Source organism: Acinetobacter sp. (assembly GCF_049284435.1).
Taxonomy (GTDB): domain Bacteria; phylum Pseudomonadota; class Gammaproteobacteria; order Pseudomonadales; family Moraxellaceae; genus Acinetobacter.
The window spans coordinates 1-19,704 of the sequence record NZ_JBAPXX010000047.1 but is presented as its reverse complement, the minus strand read 5'-3'; the positions used below and the strand labels follow the sequence as shown (position 1 = coordinate 19,704).

The following is a 19,704-nucleotide window of genomic DNA, read 5'->3' as shown; positions in this document are numbered from 1 at the left end:
CATTTGTTCTTATCAATTTGCAGTGTACTGAAGTTAGAGCAATTAAAGATCCATCATAAGATGAATCATTTTGCTCTGAAAGCAAAAATATATCTGAACTCTTTAAAAGCAGCCTATGCAGAAATTTCTTGTTTTAAAAAGGCTGCTGCGTAACATCAGTTAATAAAAAAAATTTATCTTTTGATCAATATTTATTTAATCGCCTCTATTGCTTGAATCGAATACTATACATATCAACTTTATAGGCATGAATGACGTATGGCTGACAGTCAATTTTCCAAAGCTCTTATTTTTATGCTGATTGGCTCCGCCATCATTTTGGCACTGTCATTGGGTGTACGTCATGCATTTGGCTTGTATCTGGTGCCGATGAGCGAAGAGTTTGGCTGGGGTCATAATGTTTTTAGCCTGGCCATTGCCATGCAAAACCTGATCTGGGGTGCAGTTCAGCCGATTACCGGGGCATTTGCTGATAAATATGGCAGCAAGATTGTGGTAGCTGTAGGCGGAGCCTTATATGCAATCGGTCTACTCTTGATGGCAGTTAGCTCGACCGGATTATTGCTTAATCTGAGTGTGGGTCTGATTCTGGGTTTAGCCCTGTCTGCCACCTCATTTCCGGTCTTATTGTCTGCGGTCGGGCGTGCTGCCCCACCAGAAAAGCGCAGTTTGGCGATGGGAATTGCCAGTGCGGCTGGGTCTTTTGGTCAGTTTATCATGCTGCCTTCGACCCTACTGCTATTACAGAATGTCGGCTGGTCAGCGGCTCTGGTGGTCAGTGCCATTTTAATTGCACTGATTGTGCCATTGGCCTGGATGCTGAAAGCACCGATGTATGTTAACCCCAACGCGGCCGCTACCCCCAATAAAGTCTCACTCAGTTTTAAACAGATTCTGGTGGTAGTGAAAAATCATAAACCCTTCTGGTTTCTAGCCATGGGCTTTTTTGTTTGTGGTTTTCAGGTAGTTTTTATTGGTATCCACCTGCCTGGTTATCTGATTGATCATGGCTTTAATGCTACAACTGGTACAATTTTCTTAGCCTTAGTGGGTCTGTTTAATGTGGTAGGCACCTATACGGCCGGCTGGCTCGGTGGAAAATATTCCAAACCGCATCTGCTAATGGGATTATATGCCTTGCGTGGGATTGCGATTATTGCCTTTCTCATGCTGCCTCTCAGCACATGGACAGTCTATAGCTTTGGTGTCATTATGGGATTACTCTGGTTATCGACCGTTCCGCTGACCAATGGCATTGTGGCGAATATGTTCGGGGTGAAATATCTGACCATGCTCAGTGGCATCGTGTTCTTTACCCATCAGGTTGGCTCGTTTTTCGGTGGCTGGCTCGGTGGAGTTAACCATGATTTGAGCGGCAATTATAATGCGGTGTGGATGCTGTCAATTGTCCTCAGCATTTTTGGCGTACTGGTGCATTTCTGGGTCAATGAGGAGCAAATCGTCCATGACTGATTCTCTACTGAAACTCAAACTCTCGATTGCTGTGGCAATCCTGCTTTTACTGGCTTTGTCGATTGGACTGTGGTTTCAAACCCCTCAGCTGTTTGAATATTTTAATCAGGCTTTCTGCGCACATTAAACCACTGAAATATCCTCAGCAGAAAATGCGCAATCCATCGCACAATAAGTTAAATGTTTCAAAATCAATAAAATAACAAAAATAACAAAAATAACAGATTATTCATAAACTTATAATTTCTTTTGATTTTATTTCAGTCCGAAATTTTCTTAGATTCTTATCAATAAGAAAATTCTGAGACTTGATAATGACCAGCTTAACCCAACTTTCACAAGCGATTCATGATGCTCCACGCCGGCATCAGCAAGATCAATTGCAACATCCGGATGAAATCAAAATTGTACCGCAAACCGGTCAGGCCTTAGGTGCAGTGGTCTATGGTCTGGATGCCCGTAAAGCTCAGTCCTCCAAAACTATTCTGAAATTAAAACAGGCTCTGGCCGAGCATCTGATTTTGATCTTTAAGCAGCAAAGTCTGGATGATTTAGAGTATCTGGCGTTTTCAACTTATTTCGGTTCCATTTTCCGTCCCGGTGCAGATACACCGATACTGGCTGCGCAGTCTGATAGCGGTGTTCCACCCGATGTCGTGCCAGTTTCCCATGCCGTCGGTCAGGGAGATTACACCGGGCATGGTGAACTTACTCCACATGCCGATCATCAATGGACACCTTTACCCTCTTTTGGTTCCTTTCTGTATGCAATTGAACTACCTCGGAACGGTGGACAGACCAGCTGGATCAATACCATTAAAGCCTATGATGCACTCAATGAAGCAACCAAGGCAGAGATCGATCAGCTGCAACTGATTACCTACAATCCTTTTGTCCGACGCCAAAAAACCAGAGATCAGGCTGATGATCAAGGCTATGGCAACAGCCCGCTGTATCGTTTTAAAGATCAACCAATATTAAGTCATGCCTATCCGCACCCACTGGTACGCACCCATCCTGAATCCGGCCGTAAAGCGCTTTGGCTAAACACGCATACCGAAGTCGAGCTGGTCAATTATGATGATCAGGCTGGCAGCCAACTGATCGCAAAATTACGTGAGCATATTTCGAAACCTGAATTCGCTTATGAACATCATTGGGAAATTGGCGATATCGTGTTCTGGGATAATCAGGTGACTTTGCACTCACGCCGTCCATTCCCGGCTGATCAGCGCCGTTTATTAAAACGCATCAGTCTGGCGGGTAGCCGTCCCTTTTAAAAACCAGAAAATCCGAACAACAAGAAAGGTCATTACAACCTGCGATAATAATGACTCATATGTAAATCCTGTACCATTGAGACTTTGACCGGCTCAATGGTTTTTTATTTTCTCAAACAATAAACATTCTTGGTTCTGAATATAAATATGGAAGTAAATCCTTTAACAAAACAGAGCGCCTGTTTACTTTTCCTCACCTAATCTGTCTAGTCTATTTTCCTTTTTCTGCTTAACGTATTAGAAAATCAGCAATAACCCTATGGAAAGAGGAAACGACAATGAATCAGCTTCAATTTTCAGATTGTGTGCAAGCCTGTATGCGTTGTTCTCTGGCCTGTGCCAATTGTGCCAGCGCCTGTCTCAAAGAAGAAGATCTGGAGATGATGCGGGAGTGTATCCAGCGCTGTTTGGATTGTGCAGATATCTGTCAGCTGTGTGCACGTATGGAACAAAAGCAGTCTCCATTCATGCATGAGATGTGTAAACTTTGCGCCAAGGCCTGTGATTATTGTGTAGAAGAATGTGGTCATCATGAAGATGAACATTGTCAGCAATGTGCCGAAGCCTGTCGCCGCTGTGCGGAAGAATACCGAAAAATGGCTGCTTAAAAATTCAATTTGATCAACTTGACTGACTTAATCACTTCCAATAAAAAAAACCGCAAGTGAAGACTTGCGGTTTTCTGTCTAAGTAAAATATCTCACTTAGAATAAACGATTCATACCATTTAACGTTGCTACACGGTAAGCTTCCGCCATGGTCGGATAGTTAAACGTGGTTTCTACAAAGTACTTGATCGTATTGTTCGGGCTGTTCATGACTGCCTGACCAATATGAATAATTTCAGACGCATTATTACCGAAGCAATGTACCCCCAAAACTTCCAGTGTTTCGCGATGGAACAGAATCTTTAATTCGCCCATAGTATCACCGGTAATCTGTGCACGTGCCAAATGACGGAACGATGCCTGACCGACTTCATACGGAATCTTTTCTTCAGTCAACTGCTGTTCAGTCTTACCAATCGAAGAAATTTCAGGAATGGTATAAATTCCGGTTGGAATATCAGTCACCGGTGCAACGTCTTTCTCGCCGCTCATATTGGCACCTGCGCAACGACCTTGGTCATAGGCAGCAGAGGCCAGCGAAGGCCAGCCGATCACATCACCAGCAGCGTAGATATTCTCAACTTCGGTTTGATATTGATCATTCACAGTCAATTGACCACGGCTGTTCGGTTTCAGGCCGACATTTTCAAGACCTAAACCATCGGTATTGCCTGAACGGCCATTACACCACAAAATTGCATCGGCTTTAATTTTCTTGCCGCTTTGCGTGTGCATCACCACATGGTCGTCAAATGTTTCTAAAAAGTCGATCTGTTCATTATGACGAATCAGCACACCCTGTTCACGCAAGTGATAAGACAGCGCATCAGAGATTTCATCATCCAGATAGCTTAAGAGTTTGTGCTGGGTGTTGATCAGGTCAACTTTATGTCCCAGACCAATAAAGATCGATGCATATTCACAACCGATTACACCTGCGCCATAAATAATGATTTTCTGGATAGAAAAGTCCAGATCCAGAATTTTGTCTGAATCAAATACACGCGGATGATTAAAATCAAGAATGTCTGGACGATATGGACGCGAGCCGCTGGCAATGACCAGTTGCTTAAACATCAGCGTTTCTTTAATGCCGTCCGGGTTAAATACAAAAATGGTATTTTGATCCTGAACGTAGGCACGACCATGATAAATATCAATTTTATTGCGGTCATAGAAACGTGAATGTGTATCTACTTGTTGTTGAATAACTTTATGTGCGTGACGCAACACTTGCTTCATGGTGAACTGCTTCCAGTCCCCGACTTTTTGAAACAGTGGATCACGTTGATAACGGATAATACTGGATACCGTTTGACGCAATGCTTTACTTGGAATCGTACCGACATGGGTACAGTTACCACCCAGCTGTTCACGCATTTCAACGATTGCAACACGCTTACCAGATTTGGCAAGTTTCATTGCCGCGCCTTCGCCCGCAGGGCCCGAACCTAGAACTACCGCATCATATTTAACGAAAGTCCCACTAACGACCTCTTTTTTACGTGGCATTCAACGCTCCTCAAAATTAAAAAATTCACTTTAATCTACACTCTTATTATGACGTAAATCCTGTTGATTTGGTGTATTTAACTCACATATATTGCTTGATAAGAACATTTTTTAAATGAATACCCCTTTTTGCCCTATTTAGAACGAAGTCCGTTATAATAACTGCGCTATCTTTGAGTATCTCCCCCTTCAAAAACAGTGGAAAAGTTGAATATGTCTGAAAACCGTAAACCTGAACAGGGCGTCAAACTTCGCGGTGCGGAAAAAGTTGCCCGCATTCCTGTAAAAGTTGTTCCTACGGTTGAAACGCCACGCAAGCCGGACTGGATCCGGGTAAAAATGGCGGCACCTGAAGAAGTTCAACGCATTAAAACCACACTACGTCAGCAAAAATTACATACGGTGTGCGAAGAAGCCGCCTGTCCAAACCTGCCTGAATGTTTTGGTGGCGGTACTGCGACTTTCATGATTATGGGTGATATCTGTACCCGTCGCTGCCCGTTCTGTGATGTGGCACACGGCCGTCCAAATGCACTGGATGCAGATGAACCACGTCATATGGCAGAAACCATTGCCAACCTGGGTTTAAAATATGCAGTGATTACTTCAGTAGACCGTGATGATTTACTGGATGGTGGTGCGCAACATTTTGTCGATTGTATTAAAGAAGCACGTGCCTTAAGTCCGAATACCTTACTGGAAATTCTGGTACCAGATTTCCGTGGCCGTATGGATATTGCGCTGCGCATTATGACTGAATGTCCGCCAGATGTGTTTAACCACAATATCGAAACAGTGCCACGTCTATATAAAGCCATGCGTCCAGGTTCTGACTATCAGCACTCTTTAAACCTGCTGAAAATGTTTAAAGAATATTGCCCGGACGTACCAACCAAATGTGGTCTGATGGTCGGTATTGGTGAAACTGAAGAAGAAGTGCTTGCCCTGCTTGATGATCTGCATGCGCATGGCGTAGATTATGTGACGATTGGTCAATATTTACAGCCTTCAAAAGAACATGCAGCGATTGACCGCTTCGTAACACCGGAAGAATTCGAGCATTATACTGAACATGGCCAAAAACTGGGCTTCCGCAATATCTGGGCAGCACCAATGGTTCGTTCAAGCTACTTTGCCGATCGTCAATACTACGGCGAACCTGTACCAGCAGTGCGCCGTAAAGTGGATCCTGCCAAGAAAATTGCAGTTCAGGCCATTGAAGCTTAATCCTGTTTAAACCAATAAAATAAAAGCCCTCTCCTGCAGAGGGCTTTTTTATATGTTCAATTTAAATTTTATTAATCGTTAAACTGCATTTTTTATTTTAGAAAAAGATTAAGTCATTACTTATCTTCACATTTCTTTGCGCGTTCTCACTTGAAGACTGAGCGTTTTTCAAACAATCTTAAAAATAGATGAAAGATTTAAAAATATCGTTGCAAGACTTAAAAACGATCATTCTCAAAAGTGCAATGCTGAACCTGTCCGACCCTCAAGCGACAAAAAAATGAATGAACTGTGACAAAAATTCTATGAGAGATCCCGGCACAGGCAGCGTTGTATAAATCTGGAGAACTACAACAATGTTATTTATTTTCGCTGTACTACTGCTATTACTCAGTTTATGGGCGGTTTTCTATTTTCAGCTCTCCCGTAGCGCGGGTGCAATTGCACTAATTGTCATGTCAGTGGTCTGTGCCTTTATTAGCCCATGGTCGCTGATTCTCGGCATTCCGCTGATCCTGATTAGCCTTGTAGTAATGATCGAACCTTTGCGCATGTCGTTCATTTCCAAACCGGCCTATAAAGCACTGGCCAATGCTATGCCAAGCATTAGTCCGACAGAACGCGAAGCACTGGATTCCGGGACCAGTTGGTGGGAAAAAGAACTGTTTATGGGTGCACCGAATTGGGAAACCTTTAACAGTTATCCTTATCCTAAATTATCTGTTGAAGAGCAGGCCTTTCTGGACAATGAAGTCGAAACCTTGTGCAGCATGCTGGATGAATGGGAAATCCATGAGCAGAAAGCGCTGCCTGATCATGTCTGGCAATATATTAAAGAACATGGTTTCCTGGGCCTGATTATTCCCAAAGAATACGGCGGTCGTGCCTTCAGTTCATTTGCTCAAAGCCGGGTGATGAGCAAGATTGCTTCGCGTTCTCTGACCACAGCCGTGAGTTGTATGGTGCCGAATTCGCTCGGACCGGGTGAGCTGTTGCTGCATTACGGTACTGAAGAACAGAAAAACCGTTATCTGCCGGGTCTGGCGCGAGGCGAAGAAATTCCCTGTTTCGGTTTGACCAGTCCGGAAGCAGGTTCAGATGCCGGTGCGATTCCTGATACGGGCGTGGTCTGCTATGGCCAGTTTGAAGGTCAGGAAGTCTTAGGCCTGAGAATGAATTTTTCCAAACGCTGGATTACTTTGGCACCAATTGCGACAGTGGTGGGTCTGGCCTTTAAAATGTATGACCCCGATCATCTCTTGGGTGAACAGACTGAATATGGCATTACCTGTGCCCTGCTGCCTGCCAGTCATAAAGGGGTAATAGTGGGACCACGGCATAACCCGGGACCACCATTCATGAATGGTACGGTTGAAGGTAAAGATGTCTTTATTCCACTGGACTGGATTATTGGTGGCGTAAAAAATGCCGGTAAAGGATGGCGCATGCTGATGGAATGTCTGGCGGTCGGTCGTGGCATTTCCCTACCAGCGCTGTCTACGTCTACGGCAGAAATGACTTATTTAAATGTGGGTGCTTTCTCTCGTATCCGTCAGCAATTCAAAATTTCAGTCGGTAAGTTTGAGGGGGTACAGGAAGCGAATAGTGAAATCGCCAGTGATACCTATATGCTGGAAGCCTTCCGTTATCTGGTCACCTGTGGTCTGAATCAGGGCGGTAAACCTGCAGTAATGACGGCAATTGCCAAATACTATGCGACAGAAGGCATGCGTAAAGTGGTCAATCACGGTATGGATGTGGTCGGTGGCCGCGCCATTCAGATGGGTCCGCGTAATTTTCTGGCACCTTATTATCAGGCAATTCCAGTCTCCATTACCGTGGAAGGTGCCAATATCCTCAGTCGTTCCCTGATGATTTTTGGACAGGGTTCAATGCGTTGCCATCCTTATCTGTATGAAGAATTACAGCTTTTGCAGGCAGAAGATCCAGCAGCGGCTCTAAATCCTTTTGATAACTTGCTGTTTAAGCATTTGGGTTATACCTTTAACCGGACTGCCCGTTCTTTTGCCTATGCCTTTAGCGGTGGCGCAAGTGCAGTACCGCAAAGTGCGGTCGACTTTACCCGTCCTTATTACAAAGTGATTAACCGGCTGAGTGCCAACTTTGCCCTGACCGCAGATATGTGTCTAGGTTTACTCGCAGGGGATATCAAGCGTAAGGAAATGCTGTCTGGACGTTTGGCCGATATTCATGCACATCTGTTTATTTCCTCCTCGATTCTGAAATATTTTGAACATAGCAAAAAGACTGAAGATGAGCGTTTGCATGCAGAGCTTGCGGTAGAAAAATCTCTGTATACGGCGCAAGAAGCATTTTTTGATCTGTTTGCCAATTTTCCGGTAGGCGCAGCAGCAGGCATGGTCAAACTGTTATGTTTCCCATTTGGCCGTCCATTGAAAAAGCCATCAGATCAACTGAAGCAGCAGGTAGCCAACAGCATGATGGAAGACAATGCTTTCCGCCAGGTCTTGAAAAAGCATGTCTATTACAATACTCATGAACATGATGTCACCGGCCGTATGGAATCTACTTTCGCCATGTTGCTGGACATTGAACAGCTTTGGGATCGTTTTAAAAAAGCAGAGAATAAAGACCAGTTCAAGGGTTTAAGCTTTGCAGAGCATGTGGCAGATGCACAGCTACATGGTTTTATTAATGATGATGAGGCAGAAAAACTGCTGCACTATAACGCGCTTCGTTATGACAGCATGTTGACCGATGTATTCGATCTGCATTTGAATGAGGTATTAGAGCTTGAGAATCCGTATCTCATGAAGGCAGATGCCACAGGTACCGATACTTCAGTGCAAACTGATCCTTCACATTCAACTACGCCTTAAATAAAACTTTTGATCTAAGGTGTCATACATTCTAAAGTGGAGCGGTGTTTCAATGCTTCACTTTGGAAGCTTCACAAGTGGCTTTTCAGCCAATTTTTACGACTATTGCACGATGGTATTTCGGATGGAAAGTACTAAGCTAGCCCTATAAGAAAATTGAGGGTAGACAATGTCACAACAAGATTATGAAAATGGCTTGAAAGTCCGTACTGAAGTGATGGGTGAAAGCTTTGTGAAACGTGCTCAGGAAAATACCGTTCCATTTACACAGCCATTACAGGACTGGATTAATGAACATGCCTGGGGTTCGACCTGGCAACGTGAAGATGTTTTACCGCGTAAATATCGTTCTTTAATTACCATTGCGTTTCTGACTGCTCAAAAAAGTCCAACTGAACTGAAAGGTCATGTGCGAGGTGCTCTGAATAATGGCGCCACAGTAGAAGAAATTCAGGAAGTACTGCTGCATAGCCTGCCTTACTGCGGTGCACCGGCGACTCAGGAAGCGTTCCGTGCTGCGCTTGAAGTGATTCAGGAATATCAGGTGAACCAGCAGAATTAAGAGATGAATGCAGATTGGTAAATGATTAAAGTAATAGATAGCTTTAAAATTGCTTAGGCTATTTTGAGCAATTGAAATAAAAAGCCGGGAAATCTTAGATTCCCGGCTTTTTATATTTTTGATAAATAAATCAGTCGTTATGGATTTAATGCAAAATTAATGGTTTCTCTATGAATAGCAATTTGCAAGAAAGACTTTAACCCCTTAATTCAATTTGCGTACGTTGTTCCAACCCTTGTACCGCAGCGGAAAAATCCAGCTGGCTGGCCTGATGTCGGGCAATCTGCTGAAATTGTTGTTGCACCAATGACATGACTGATAAATCCAGTTGCTGCTGTTGCACTAACTCTAAAGCAATACCAATATCTTTCTGTAATAAATCCAGCGCAAAGGTCTTATTAAATTCACGGCTCAGTACACGCTGCGCCATGATATTTTCCGACATGCTGCTTTTACCACTAGAATGATTAATACAGTTCAGTGCACTGCTTAAATCAACCCCCTGCCCCTTAAGTACAGTTAAGCCTTCAGCCAGTGCCCATAAATGGGTGGCCATCAAAGTATTGTTAACTGCTTTTACTGCAAAACCAGAACCGCTTTCTCCGACATATTCAATCAAGCCAGCAAAAGCAGTAATGATCGGTTTAGCTTGTTCAAAGGCAGCTTTATTTCCTCCCACCATCACGGTTAAAGTGCCTTTTTCTGCCCCAACAGTCTGACCAGATACCGGAGCATCCAGGTAATAGCTTCCCTGTTGCTCCAATCGCTTTGCCAGTTTTTGTGCCGATTCCGGCACACCGCTGGTACAGTCAATCCAGATTGCACCTTGCTTAGGTGGATGGGCTGTAATTAATGCTTCCACATCCTGACTGGTCGGCAAACAGGAAAAGATAAAATCTGCCTGAACCGCCTGTTCAATACCCACTGCCAGAGTCCTGAAACATTTCGCATGATCTAGCGCTTTCTGTTCAGTCCGATTCCAGACCCAGATCTGGTGTCCGAGTTTTGGCAAATGGGAGGCCATATGCCAGCCCATTGCCCCGAGTCCTAAAAATGCAACTGTATGAATCAAAAAATACTCCTTATATTTAAGCGACCGGTTTCACTTCAATTTCCGTTGCGGTTGATGCAGCTACAGGCGATTCTTTATCTTCACCACGATTCAGGAACAGATTGAGTAAAATCGCAGCCAGAGTCGCAGTGCCAATTCCACCCAGATCAAAGCTACCGATCTGCAAGCTATAATTACCTGTACCCATAATCAGACACACTGCGCCAATAATCATTGTGCTGTTCTTGGTAAAGTCAATACGGTTATCTATCCAGATTTTGGCACCTGCAACCGTAATCAGACCGAATACTACAATCGAGGCACCGCCAAGCAAGGCCACAGGAATCGTACTGATCACCGCACCAAACTTCGGTGAAAGCCCTAGCAAGATAGCGAATATCCCGGCAAAGACAAACACAGTGGTTGTATACACTTTGGTCACTGCCATAACGCCGATATTTTCAGCATAGGTGGTCATTCCCGTACCTCCAACAGAAGCCGATAAGGAAGTACAAACACCATCTGCAAAGAAACCGCGTCCCATATACGGCGACAGATTTTTACCGGTCATCGCAGATACCGCTTTAAAGTGCCCCAGATTTTCCGCAACCAGAATAATTGCCACCGGTGCAATCATCAGCATGGCATTCATTTCAAAAACTGGACTCTGGAAAGTCGGCAGACCAAACCATGCCGCTTCGCTGACTTTACTAAAATCAATTGCAGGTCCGAAGCCCATAATATTGGTGAAAAGAAAATAAAGCAGATAGGAAGACAATAAGCCGAGTAACAGCAGCAGACGGCGCACCATTCCGCGGGTAAACACAGCAATTACACTGATACAGATAATGGTAACCAGCGCCATCCAGGAATCAAACTGGTTGGCAGATACACTTTTGATCGCGACCGGTGCGAGATGCAAACCGATAATCATCACGATGACGCCCGTGACCACGGGGGGTATCAGTTTTTCAATCCAGTTAGTACCGGTTTTCATGACCAGCAGGCCAATCAAGGCATAAACAATACCGCAGGCAATGGTTCCCCCGAGTGCCAGCCCGATATTTGCATTCGCCCCCACACCTGAATAGCCTGTGACCGCTACCACGGCGCCAATAAAGGCAAAACTGGACCCCAGATAACTTGGCAATCGACCGCCAGTGATCAGGAAAAATAAAATGGTACCAATCCCGGTAATAAAAATCGTGAGATTGGGATCAAACCCCATTAAAAGTGGCGCCAGCACGGTAGCCCCAAACATCGCAAACACATGCTGTAACCCGAGAATAATACTTTTCCCAGCCGGCAGATATTCATCTGTTTGGACTGGAGTTGTATCGATATTGCCTTGGTAAGGCTTAAATTTTGGAAACCACGATTCTTTTTCTTGCATGGGCTTCCCCTCCTTGATTAGGACTGAATTGATTTAGCACATTTTGTGTGGCTCACAGTAAGAACGGTTAAAGTACATCAGCGCATTGCCTTGACGCTGGCACATGGCCTTCACTTCACAGAACAGCACGTCATGAGTGCCTACGGATAATTGCTGGACCACCTCGCAGTCAAAACTGACTAAGGCATCCTCAAGTACAGGTGACTGGGTCACCAACGTTTTCCAGTTCCCCTGACTGAAACGTTCTGCCATCGGCGTTTTTCCACCGAACAGATTGGATAGATGTTGCTGATGTGAAGCCAAGGTATTCACACACAACACCTGATTATTTTTGAAAGTCTCATAAACCGAAGCTGAACGGTTCAGGCACACCAGCAAAGTCGGCGGCGTATCAGTCACACTACACACGGCGGATGCGGTAAATCCAGCCATGCCTGAACGACCTTGTGTAGTAATCACATTCACTGCCGCACCCAGATTGGACATACCCTGGCGGAAAATCTGCTGATCGACCTGGGTCAATACTTCAGCTGCGTTTTCAGTCTTTACCACCTTATTTAATGCACTGTTTTCTGCAACTGCTTCTGTAATGATTTTAGACAATTTGGCATTCATGCTGTTCTCCTCCGCCCCAAGTCAGTTTTCAGTGACAGACTTAGGGCTGATATAGATGAAATTGAATCAGGTGGTTCGGCTTATACATGGGCAATCGAAGCAATTTCGACCAGTGCATCCGGTTTTACCAAGCCAGTCTGTACGCAATATCGTGCCGGTTTATCTCCCGGGAAATATTCTGCATAAACGGCATTAATCGCTGCATAATCTGCCCAGTCTTTGACAAATACGTGGTTAAAAGTCACATCGTCCATGCTGCCACCGGCTTCTTCAATGACACGCTTGATAGTTTCCAGAATATGACGGGTCTGGGCTGCCGCATCACCGACATGCACGACATTATTATTTTCATCAAAAGCCAGCGTACCTGATACATAGACAATATTATCGGCCTTGGTTGCCGGCACATATGGTGCTAGTGGTTTTGAAGTTCCTACTGGAATAATGACTTCTTTAGGCATACTATTTTTTCCTTAATCCTGATCTTTAATTCTTTAGGCACTTTCAGCCAATTTAGTTTCTTTTAGTGATTCACTTTCTTTTTGAAAGGCTTCTACAAATTTTGTGGTATCCGACACCCAGCCAAAGAAGGTCTTGATGTTGTACAGACTGGCTTCATGGGCTTCGACTGGCCCTGCCTGATGGCACGCATCTGCGAGTGCCACACCGAAATACTCCAGAAAGAAACCATCACGCAAGGTCGATTCCACGCAGACATTAGTGGCAATTCCGACAAAAACCAGATTACGGATGCCACGGACACGCAACATGCTGTCCAGTGCGGTATTAAAGAAACCGCTATAGCGAGGTTTTTCAATGACCAGATCTTGTGGCAGTGGCTGTAACTCATCAATCAGTTCAAAGTCCCAGCCACCTTTAGCCAATAATTTCCCCTGTAATTCAGGATGCTTGCGCATGGTCTTTAAGGCATTGGATTTATGGAAATTCGGAGAATCCGTACCACCTGCTTCCTTATACTCTGCATCCCAGCCATTTTTGAAATAAATCACCTGAATACCGGCGGCATGCGCAGCATTGACTGCTTTCTTGATGTTTTCGACCACGGGTTTGGTCTTTGAGACATCAAAACCCGCCAGATCCAGATAGCCACCCTGCGAGGTATAAGCATTCTGCATGTCGATCACGATCAGAGCTGTCTGTTCAGGTGCAAGGCAGATTGCTTCAGGCTCAGCTTTAAGCATTTTTCCGGTACCGAGTTTTTCAGTAAAACCGGCAGTTACCACTGCTTCACTCATGCGCTTTTCTCCAGTACAGGTGCGTCGCCCTCAATCACAATATGGTCACGGCATTTCATCAATGGCTGGATTTTCTGCCCGAAATCTTCTACACCCAGAACGAAATCATCAAAAGTCAGCAGCACACCTTCAGTACCCTTGATCTCGCCAATTTCATCCAACATTCGTGCCACATTTTCATAAGAACCTACCAAGGTCCCCATATTGATATTCACTGGAGATACACTAGACGCCATTTGACGGATATTGGTATCTGCACCGGAAGTCGTGTCTTTCCCGCCCTGATTCATCAACCAGTTAATCGCTTCCATGTCGGCACCATCGTTATAATGCTGCCATTTCGCTTGAGCTTCTTCGTTAGTTTCTGCCGCAATCAGCATAAATAGGACATAAGTTTGTACTTCACGGCCGGTGACATCGGTTTTTTCCTTTAAGCGGTCATTAATTTCTGCATAAGCTGTCGGTGTATTCAGTCCTTTACCAAATACGAAGTTGTAGTCAGCATATTGCGCAGAAAACTCCAGACCAGCATCCGACTGACCAGCACAGATGATTTTCATGTCTGCTTGCGGTCGAGGGTTCACACGGCAGTCTTCCATCTGGAAATGTTCGCCTTTAAAGTCTGATTTACCTGTTGCCCAGAGTTCACGCAGAATCTGTACATATTCAGACAGATATTCATAGCGCTTGCCAAAATAGTCATTACCTGGCCACATACCCATCTGGGTATATTCAGGTGGCTGCCAGCCCGTCACGACATTTAGACCAAAACGACCATTGGAAATAGAATCAATGGTGGATGCCATACGTGCCACAATTGCAGGCGGCATGACCAAAGTTGCTGCAGTTGCATAAATTTGAATTTTGCTGGTCACGGCTGCGAGACCTGCCATCAAGGTGAAAGTTTCCAGGTTATGTTCCCAGAATTCGGTCTTGCCACCAAAGCCACGCAGCTTGATCATGGAAAGTGCGAAATCGAAACCATAGTGTTCAGCACGCTGTACGATTTGTTTATTTAACTCAAAAGTCGGCATGTACTGTGGTGCATTTTCAGAGAGTAACCAGCCATTATTTCCGATTGGACAAAAGACACCTATTTTCATTTTCACACCTCATTATTTTTAACCAATATTCAAAATCCTGTTGCCAATTCAGGTCTTTTATTTATGCTGAAAATATTGCAAAGCGCATGCCAATTATTTTTAATTTATTATTTTCAATTACTTAGTGTTTACTTTTTTGAATTTTCAGTAAAATAATGATTTTCACACCTGAATCAATTTTGCTCATCATGTTTCATTCAGGTGCATTAAAATTGATCATCATCGCTTTTAGAAAGAATCAGATTTTTAGTAAAAATCACAAAAATGATTTATTAGAAAAAATAAAAAGCCAGAAACAGGTTCTGGCTTAAGCAAACAAAGTGACTTGCTGAAAATATCAGACTGATTTTAAAAATTGCAGCAGGCTTTGGTTGATATGGGCGGTTTCAGTCACCGTAGAAGCATGTGCTCCTGTTACAAACAGGCTAAGCTGACTCTGCGGTAATAACTGCTGCAGTTGTTGTGAACGTTGATAAGGCACCAAAAAATCATCCTGATTGGCAATCAGATGTATAGGAACGTCTTTTAATACCTGCTGATGTTCTGCTTCAAGTTTGAACGCCTGCACAGCCTTTAAACGAGCCAAGACATTTTGAATCTGTGGAAAGTCTAGTAGTTGTTTATTTTCTGCATCAGTCAACTGGTCAATATGGGTGGAGATCCAGTTCGGCGAATACAGAAATAAAGCTTGTGCCCGCACATAAGCCTCAGCCCCGCTATTCAGTAATAATGATGTGCGTGCCTGAAAACATTTTTGGGTATGTGCATCTAGTTCCCCCCAAGCATTCAACATAGTCAGGCTGAGTAACTTAAACGCTTTATCAGTCTGATAGGTTGCGAGCTGTATGCCGATCTGCCCACCCAATGCATGACCAATAAAATGAAACTCACGAATATTGTGGCTAATCAATAAATCCAAGATCTGTCGGGCCATATGATCTATAGAATAAGGAGTTGGCAATAGTTCAGAATCCGAATGACAACCTTCCTGATCATAGGTCACCACATGAAAATCTTGCTGCAAAGCCTCAATTTGTGGATTCCAGAAACTGGCATGTCCGCCTAGCCCAGAAGAAAGCACTACATAAGGCGTATCAGCCCGTGCTGCAGGATAAATAAATAAAGACATAAACTTCTCATAGTTTAAATATGAGATGAATACAGCAAAATATATGCCTGAACAGGACTATTTTTGAACAATAGTTAAAATTATAGCCAGTAGACATTAAAGCTATAATAAAATTCTTGTACTTCAAAGCGCACGTTATAGCCCAGATCTGTTAGCTCGGCAGACAAGGCACGAATATCATCCAAAGGCAGATGTTTGGGAAAAACTGTCAGCACCGCTGTATTACCTTGCCGGGCATTATCTTCAATCAGTTGCGCCAGACGTGGCTTGTACATTTCAATATCCAGGTTAGCAACATTGGATAAAATTTTGGCCTGATCTGCCGTCATAAAAGTCATTTTTATTTTCTCTTTTAATGTTATTTCACTAAGCTAAATGATTTATAAAGCGCTTAATATTTCACTTTTGTATCAGAACAGGCTGAAATAATTGCATAAAAAAATCCCTCATCATGAGGGATTTTTTTGATCAAACTTATTGGCCTGGCAAAGGAATATATTGTGAAGCACTGTCTTGCGCTTTACGTTCAGTCACTACAACTTCCAGTATCATGGTTTTTCCTGCACGCTCAATTTCAATCTGAATGGTGCTGTTTGGCTTTTGCAAGGCTACAAAATTAATCAGATGTGAGGCAGAACTAATTTCTTCTTCATTCACTTTCATAATTTTATCGCCACGCTGGATTCCCGCTTTGGCAGCAGGTCCATCCGGTAGCACTTCTGCGACCGTCACGCCTTTTTCTTTGGGTTGCAGGACATCATCACGTTCCGCAGGTAATAAGCTGATACCTAACCAGCCACGAACGACACGGCCATCTTTCAGAATCGCATTCATCACCTGCTGACAGATTTTGGCCGGAATAGCAAAACCAATCCCCAGCGAACCACCAGACTGCGAGAAAATTGCGGTATTGACGCCAATTAAATTACCGGCGACATCAATCAATGCACCACCAGAGTTACCCGGATTAATCGCAGCATCGGTCTGCACAAAGTCTTCATAGGTATTGATGCCCAAATCTGAACGGCCCGTTGCCGAGATAATCCCCTGCGTCACGGTTTGCCCAACACCAAAAGGATTGCCAATGGCCAGAACCACATCACCGACTTCATTGCCACTGAGTTTAAATGGCAGAACTGGCAATTGTGTCAGTTCAATCTTGATCACTGCCAGATCGGTATCCGGATCAGTTCCAACCACCTTGGCTTCAGCACGACGACCATCCTGCAAAGCCACTACAATCTGGTCCGCCTGCGCGATCACGTGGTTATTGGTCAGGATATAACCGTCTGGACGTACAATTACACCTGAACCTAAACTATTTTCATTCGGGCTTTGTCCATACTGGTCAGGCAACTGATCGCCAAAGAATTCACGAAATACAGGATCGGTCAGTAAAGGATGCGCCTGTTGCTTGACTTTTTGGGTAGTAAAAATATTCACGACAGCCGGTGCTGCCACTTTTACAGCAGCACTATAGGAGACCACGCCTCCTGAACGCGACGTATCAATCAACGGCTCTACTTTTTCAGCAGGCATTTTGACGCCATCTGGCGCAACTGGTGCCTTTGGTTTTTGTAGTTGTTGCCACCCCAAAAAACCGATAATGACTAAAATCAGTAACACCCAGGGTAACCATGTAAAGGTGCGGCGCACGTTGCTATCCTCTAAAATATTTTAATTCGTTGATGACTAAGTAATTTGTGTCCTATTGTAATGCTAAATACATAACTAAACACAAAAAATTCCACAGAGATTTGTGCAGCTTTAGTTACAATTAGACCTATAGATAAATATGGGCAAGTTTTTAAACTTACAGGAATTTTATGGCGAATTTGAACGATATTATTCAATGGTGTGACCAGACTTTGGCATCACGTGAATTTAAGGACTACGCACCAAATGGCTTGCAGATTGAAGGCAAATCCGAGGTGAATAAAATCCTCTGTGCCGTGACCGCCTCCCAAAGTGCAATTGAAGCCGCAATTGAGCAAGGCGCGGATTTATTGCTGGTGCATCATGGTTATTTCTGGAAAGGTGAAGCTTATCCAATTACCGGCATGCGCGGCAAACGAATTAAGACCCTGATTCAAAATCATATTTCTTTAGTGGGATATCATCTACCTTTAGACAGTCATCCTATTTTTGGAAATAATGCCGCAATTGCGGATTTATTAGAACTCGAAAATATCGAACAGCTGGATCCGAGTGAAAAGCGCCCAATTGGCAATATTGGCTATTTAAAACAACCGATGAGTCCGGAAGATTTTAAAAATTATGTTTCAGAAAAACTGGGCTTTGATGCGATTCACCTGCCTGCTGACAAAACTCAAATCCACAAAGTCGGTTTCTGTACCGGCGGTGCGCAGGATTATATTCAAAAAGCGGCCCTACAAGACTGTGATGCTTATATTTCGGGCGAAGTAAGCGAACGTACCTTTTATGAAGCTCAGGAACTGAATGTGCATTATTATGCCTGTGGCCATCATGCGACTGAAAAATACGGTGTGCAACGCCTGGCCAAGGCTATTTCAGAACAGTTTAATATTGAGTATGATTATTTCGAATTAAACAATCCCATTTAATTCGACTGACGGTTATGATCAGTGGCTTTATTCATATATTTTCAGGCTTTATTCTGTATTGTTATTTATACACGATGCCCATTTCTGCCCGATTATCTATTACAATAAAGCCACTTATTGTTAAAACCCAGCAAAATGCAAGGAATTGAAAACATGACAACCATTACTTTACCAGCATTACCTTATGGCTACGAAGATCTTGCTCCACACATCAGCAAAGAAACTTTAGAATACCATCACGACAAACACCACAATACGTATGTGGTTAACCTGAATAACCTGATCGCTGGTACTGAGCTTGAAGGCAAAACTCTAGAAGAAATCATTCTGGCAACTACTGGTGATGCTTCTAAAGCAGGTGTTTTCAATAACGCGGCTCAAGTTTGGAACCACACGTTCTACTGGAACTGTATGGCTAAAAACGGTGGCGGTAAAGCAACTGGTACTTTGGCTGCAAAAATTGACGAAGCTTTCGGTTCTTATGAAAAATTTGCTGAAGAATTTGCTGCTGCTGCAACCACTCAATTCGGTTCAGGTTGGGCTTGGTTAGTGGCTGACGAAGTAAACGGCCAGCTTTCAATCATGAAAACTTCAAATGCTGATACGCCAATGGCGCACGGTAAAATTGCAGTGTTGACAATTGACGTTTGGGAACACGCTTACTACATCGATTTCCGTAATGCTCGTCCTAAGTACATCTCTACTTTCCTAGAAAGCCTAGTAAACTGGGATTATGCAAATGCTAAATATGCAGGTCAACCTGCAGGTGTTGAGAAATAATTTTTTATTTCTTTGCTAAAAAAAATCACCCATTTCGGGTGATTTTTTTATTTTTAGGCACTAAATGAATATTTATAAAGCAAACAATTCATTTCTTTACATTAATTTATTGACGACCTGGTTATTCATCCCTAAAATGCCGATCAGATTCTCCAATAGCTCAGTCGGTAGAGCGACGGACTGTTAATCCGCAGGTCCCTGGTTCGAGCCCAGGTTGGAGAGCCATCTATTCTTCCATAGCTCAGTCGGTAGAGCGACGGACTGTTAAT

Annotated in this window: 19 protein-coding genes, 1 tRNA gene and 1 pseudogene; 11 read left to right on the top strand and 10 right to left on the bottom strand. The window is 43.7% G+C overall.

The genetic code is table 11. The features are described 5' to 3' along the window. The 5 genes and pseudogenes from WAK81_RS04240 to WAK81_RS04220 all read left to right on the top strand — a co-directional run. Positions 1–153: pseudogene (locus WAK81_RS04240) on the top strand (IS701 family transposase); the annotation flags it as partial. A 105-nt stretch (positions 154–258) separates the two neighbouring features. After that, a complete protein-coding gene (locus WAK81_RS04235; RefSeq protein WP_422195810.1) occupies positions 259–1,473 on the top strand; it encodes an MFS transporter in 1,215 nt (404 codons plus the stop codon). Then, positions 1,466–1,600: a hypothetical protein gene (locus tag WAK81_RS04230; protein WP_420937157.1), complete on the top strand. Its 135-nt coding sequence runs from the start codon at positions 1,466–1,468 to the stop codon at positions 1,598–1,600. Before WAK81_RS04235 ends, WAK81_RS04230 begins: the two co-directional genes overlap by 8 nt. 187 nt (positions 1,601–1,787) lie before the next feature. Next, positions 1,788–2,753, top strand: a complete 966-nt coding sequence (locus tag WAK81_RS04225) for a TauD/TfdA dioxygenase family protein (protein WP_422195809.1) — start codon at positions 1,788–1,790, stop codon at positions 2,751–2,753. Positions 2,754–3,031: 278 nt separating this feature from the next. Further along, a complete protein-coding gene (locus WAK81_RS04220; protein WP_422195808.1) occupies positions 3,032–3,361 on the top strand; it encodes a four-helix bundle copper-binding protein in 330 nt (109 codons plus the stop codon). 96 nt (positions 3,362–3,457) lie between these two features. Here the strand turns inward: WAK81_RS04220 and sthA are convergent, their stop codons facing one another. Further along, positions 3,458–4,873 carry a Si-specific NAD(P)(+) transhydrogenase gene (sthA, locus tag WAK81_RS04215; protein WP_422195807.1) on the bottom strand — a complete coding sequence of 472 codons (1,416 nt, stop codon included), beginning with the start codon at positions 4,871–4,873 and terminating at the stop codon, positions 3,458–3,460. Between the two features lie 213 nt (positions 4,874–5,086). Here sthA and lipA point away from each other — a divergent pair, with 213 nt between their 5' ends. The 3 genes from lipA to WAK81_RS04200 all read left to right on the top strand — a co-directional run bounded on the left by lipA (position 5,087) and on the right by WAK81_RS04200 (position 9,523). Continuing rightward, a complete protein-coding gene (lipA, locus tag WAK81_RS04210) occupies positions 5,087–6,100 on the top strand; it encodes a lipoyl synthase (protein WP_422195806.1) in 1,014 nt (337 codons plus the stop codon). 356 nt (positions 6,101–6,456) lie between these two features. Beyond that, positions 6,457–8,961, top strand: a complete 2,505-nt coding sequence (locus WAK81_RS04205) for an acyl-CoA dehydrogenase (RefSeq protein ID WP_422195805.1) — start codon at positions 6,457–6,459, stop codon at positions 8,959–8,961. Between the two features lie 169 nt (positions 8,962–9,130). After that, complete coding sequence (locus tag WAK81_RS04200) at positions 9,131–9,523, top strand: carboxymuconolactone decarboxylase family protein (RefSeq protein WP_422195804.1); 393 nt, start codon at positions 9,131–9,133, stop codon at positions 9,521–9,523. 196 nt (positions 9,524–9,719) lie between these two features. Here the strand turns inward: WAK81_RS04200 and WAK81_RS04195 are convergent, their stop codons facing one another. From WAK81_RS04195 to WAK81_RS04155, 9 genes are all read right to left on the bottom strand, one after another. After that, positions 9,720–10,559 carry an NAD(P)-dependent oxidoreductase gene (locus WAK81_RS04195; protein WP_422195812.1) on the bottom strand — a complete coding sequence of 280 codons (840 nt, stop codon included), beginning with the start codon at positions 10,557–10,559 and terminating at the stop codon, positions 9,720–9,722. Positions 10,560–10,611: 52 nt separating this feature from the next. After that, a complete protein-coding gene (locus WAK81_RS04190; protein ID WP_422195803.1) occupies positions 10,612–11,967 on the bottom strand; it encodes a solute carrier family 23 protein in 1,356 nt (451 codons plus the stop codon). A 33-nt stretch (positions 11,968–12,000) separates the two neighbouring features. Then, the gene (gene rutF / locus WAK81_RS04185; protein WP_422195811.1) at positions 12,001–12,519 is read right to left on the bottom strand and encodes an NADH-dependent FMN reductase RutF; all 519 of its coding nucleotides are present in this window, start codon (positions 12,517–12,519) and stop codon (positions 12,001–12,003) included. A 143-nt stretch (positions 12,520–12,662) separates the two neighbouring features. After that, positions 12,663–13,043, bottom strand: coding sequence for a pyrimidine utilization protein C (gene rutC, locus WAK81_RS04180; RefSeq protein WP_422195802.1), 381 nt, complete (start codon positions 13,041–13,043; stop codon positions 12,663–12,665). A 33-nt stretch (positions 13,044–13,076) separates the two neighbouring features. Then, positions 13,077–13,838, bottom strand: a complete 762-nt coding sequence (rutB, locus tag WAK81_RS04175) for a pyrimidine utilization protein B (protein WP_422195801.1) — start codon at positions 13,836–13,838, stop codon at positions 13,077–13,079. Continuing rightward, entirely contained in the window at positions 13,835–14,941 is a 1,107-nt protein-coding gene (gene rutA, locus WAK81_RS04170; RefSeq protein WP_422195800.1) for a pyrimidine utilization protein A, read from the bottom strand. The genes rutB and rutA overlap by 4 nt, the downstream gene beginning before the upstream one ends. Positions 14,942–15,278: 337 nt before the next feature. Then, the gene (gene rutD / locus WAK81_RS04165) at positions 15,279–16,070 is read right to left on the bottom strand and encodes a pyrimidine utilization protein D (RefSeq protein ID WP_422195799.1); all 792 of its coding nucleotides are present in this window, start codon (positions 16,068–16,070) and stop codon (positions 15,279–15,281) included. 80 nt (positions 16,071–16,150) lie between these two features. Next, the gene (locus WAK81_RS04160) at positions 16,151–16,408 is read right to left on the bottom strand and encodes a hypothetical protein (protein ID WP_422195798.1); all 258 of its coding nucleotides are present in this window, start codon (positions 16,406–16,408) and stop codon (positions 16,151–16,153) included. 136 nt (positions 16,409–16,544) lie between these two features. Beyond that, positions 16,545–17,726: a S1C family serine protease gene (locus tag WAK81_RS04155; protein ID WP_004646487.1), complete on the bottom strand. Its 1,182-nt coding sequence runs from the start codon at positions 17,724–17,726 to the stop codon at positions 16,545–16,547. A gap of 170 nt (positions 17,727–17,896) precedes the next feature. On the opposite strand from WAK81_RS04155, the gene WAK81_RS04150 reads away from it, so the two are divergent. The 3 genes from WAK81_RS04150 (at position 17,897) to WAK81_RS04140 (ending at position 19,660) form a co-directional block, all read left to right on the top strand. Beyond that, positions 17,897–18,655: a Nif3-like dinuclear metal center hexameric protein gene (locus WAK81_RS04150; protein ID WP_422195797.1), complete on the top strand. Its 759-nt coding sequence runs from the start codon at positions 17,897–17,899 to the stop codon at positions 18,653–18,655. A gap of 153 nt (positions 18,656–18,808) precedes the next feature. After that, on the top strand, positions 18,809–19,435 hold the full coding sequence (locus WAK81_RS04145; RefSeq protein WP_422195796.1) for a superoxide dismutase: 627 nt from the start codon (positions 18,809–18,811) through the stop codon (positions 19,433–19,435). Positions 19,436–19,584: 149 nt separating this feature from the next. Then, positions 19,585–19,660 (top strand) — tRNA-Asn (locus WAK81_RS04140). The last annotated feature ends 44 nt before the right edge of the window (positions 19,661–19,704 follow it).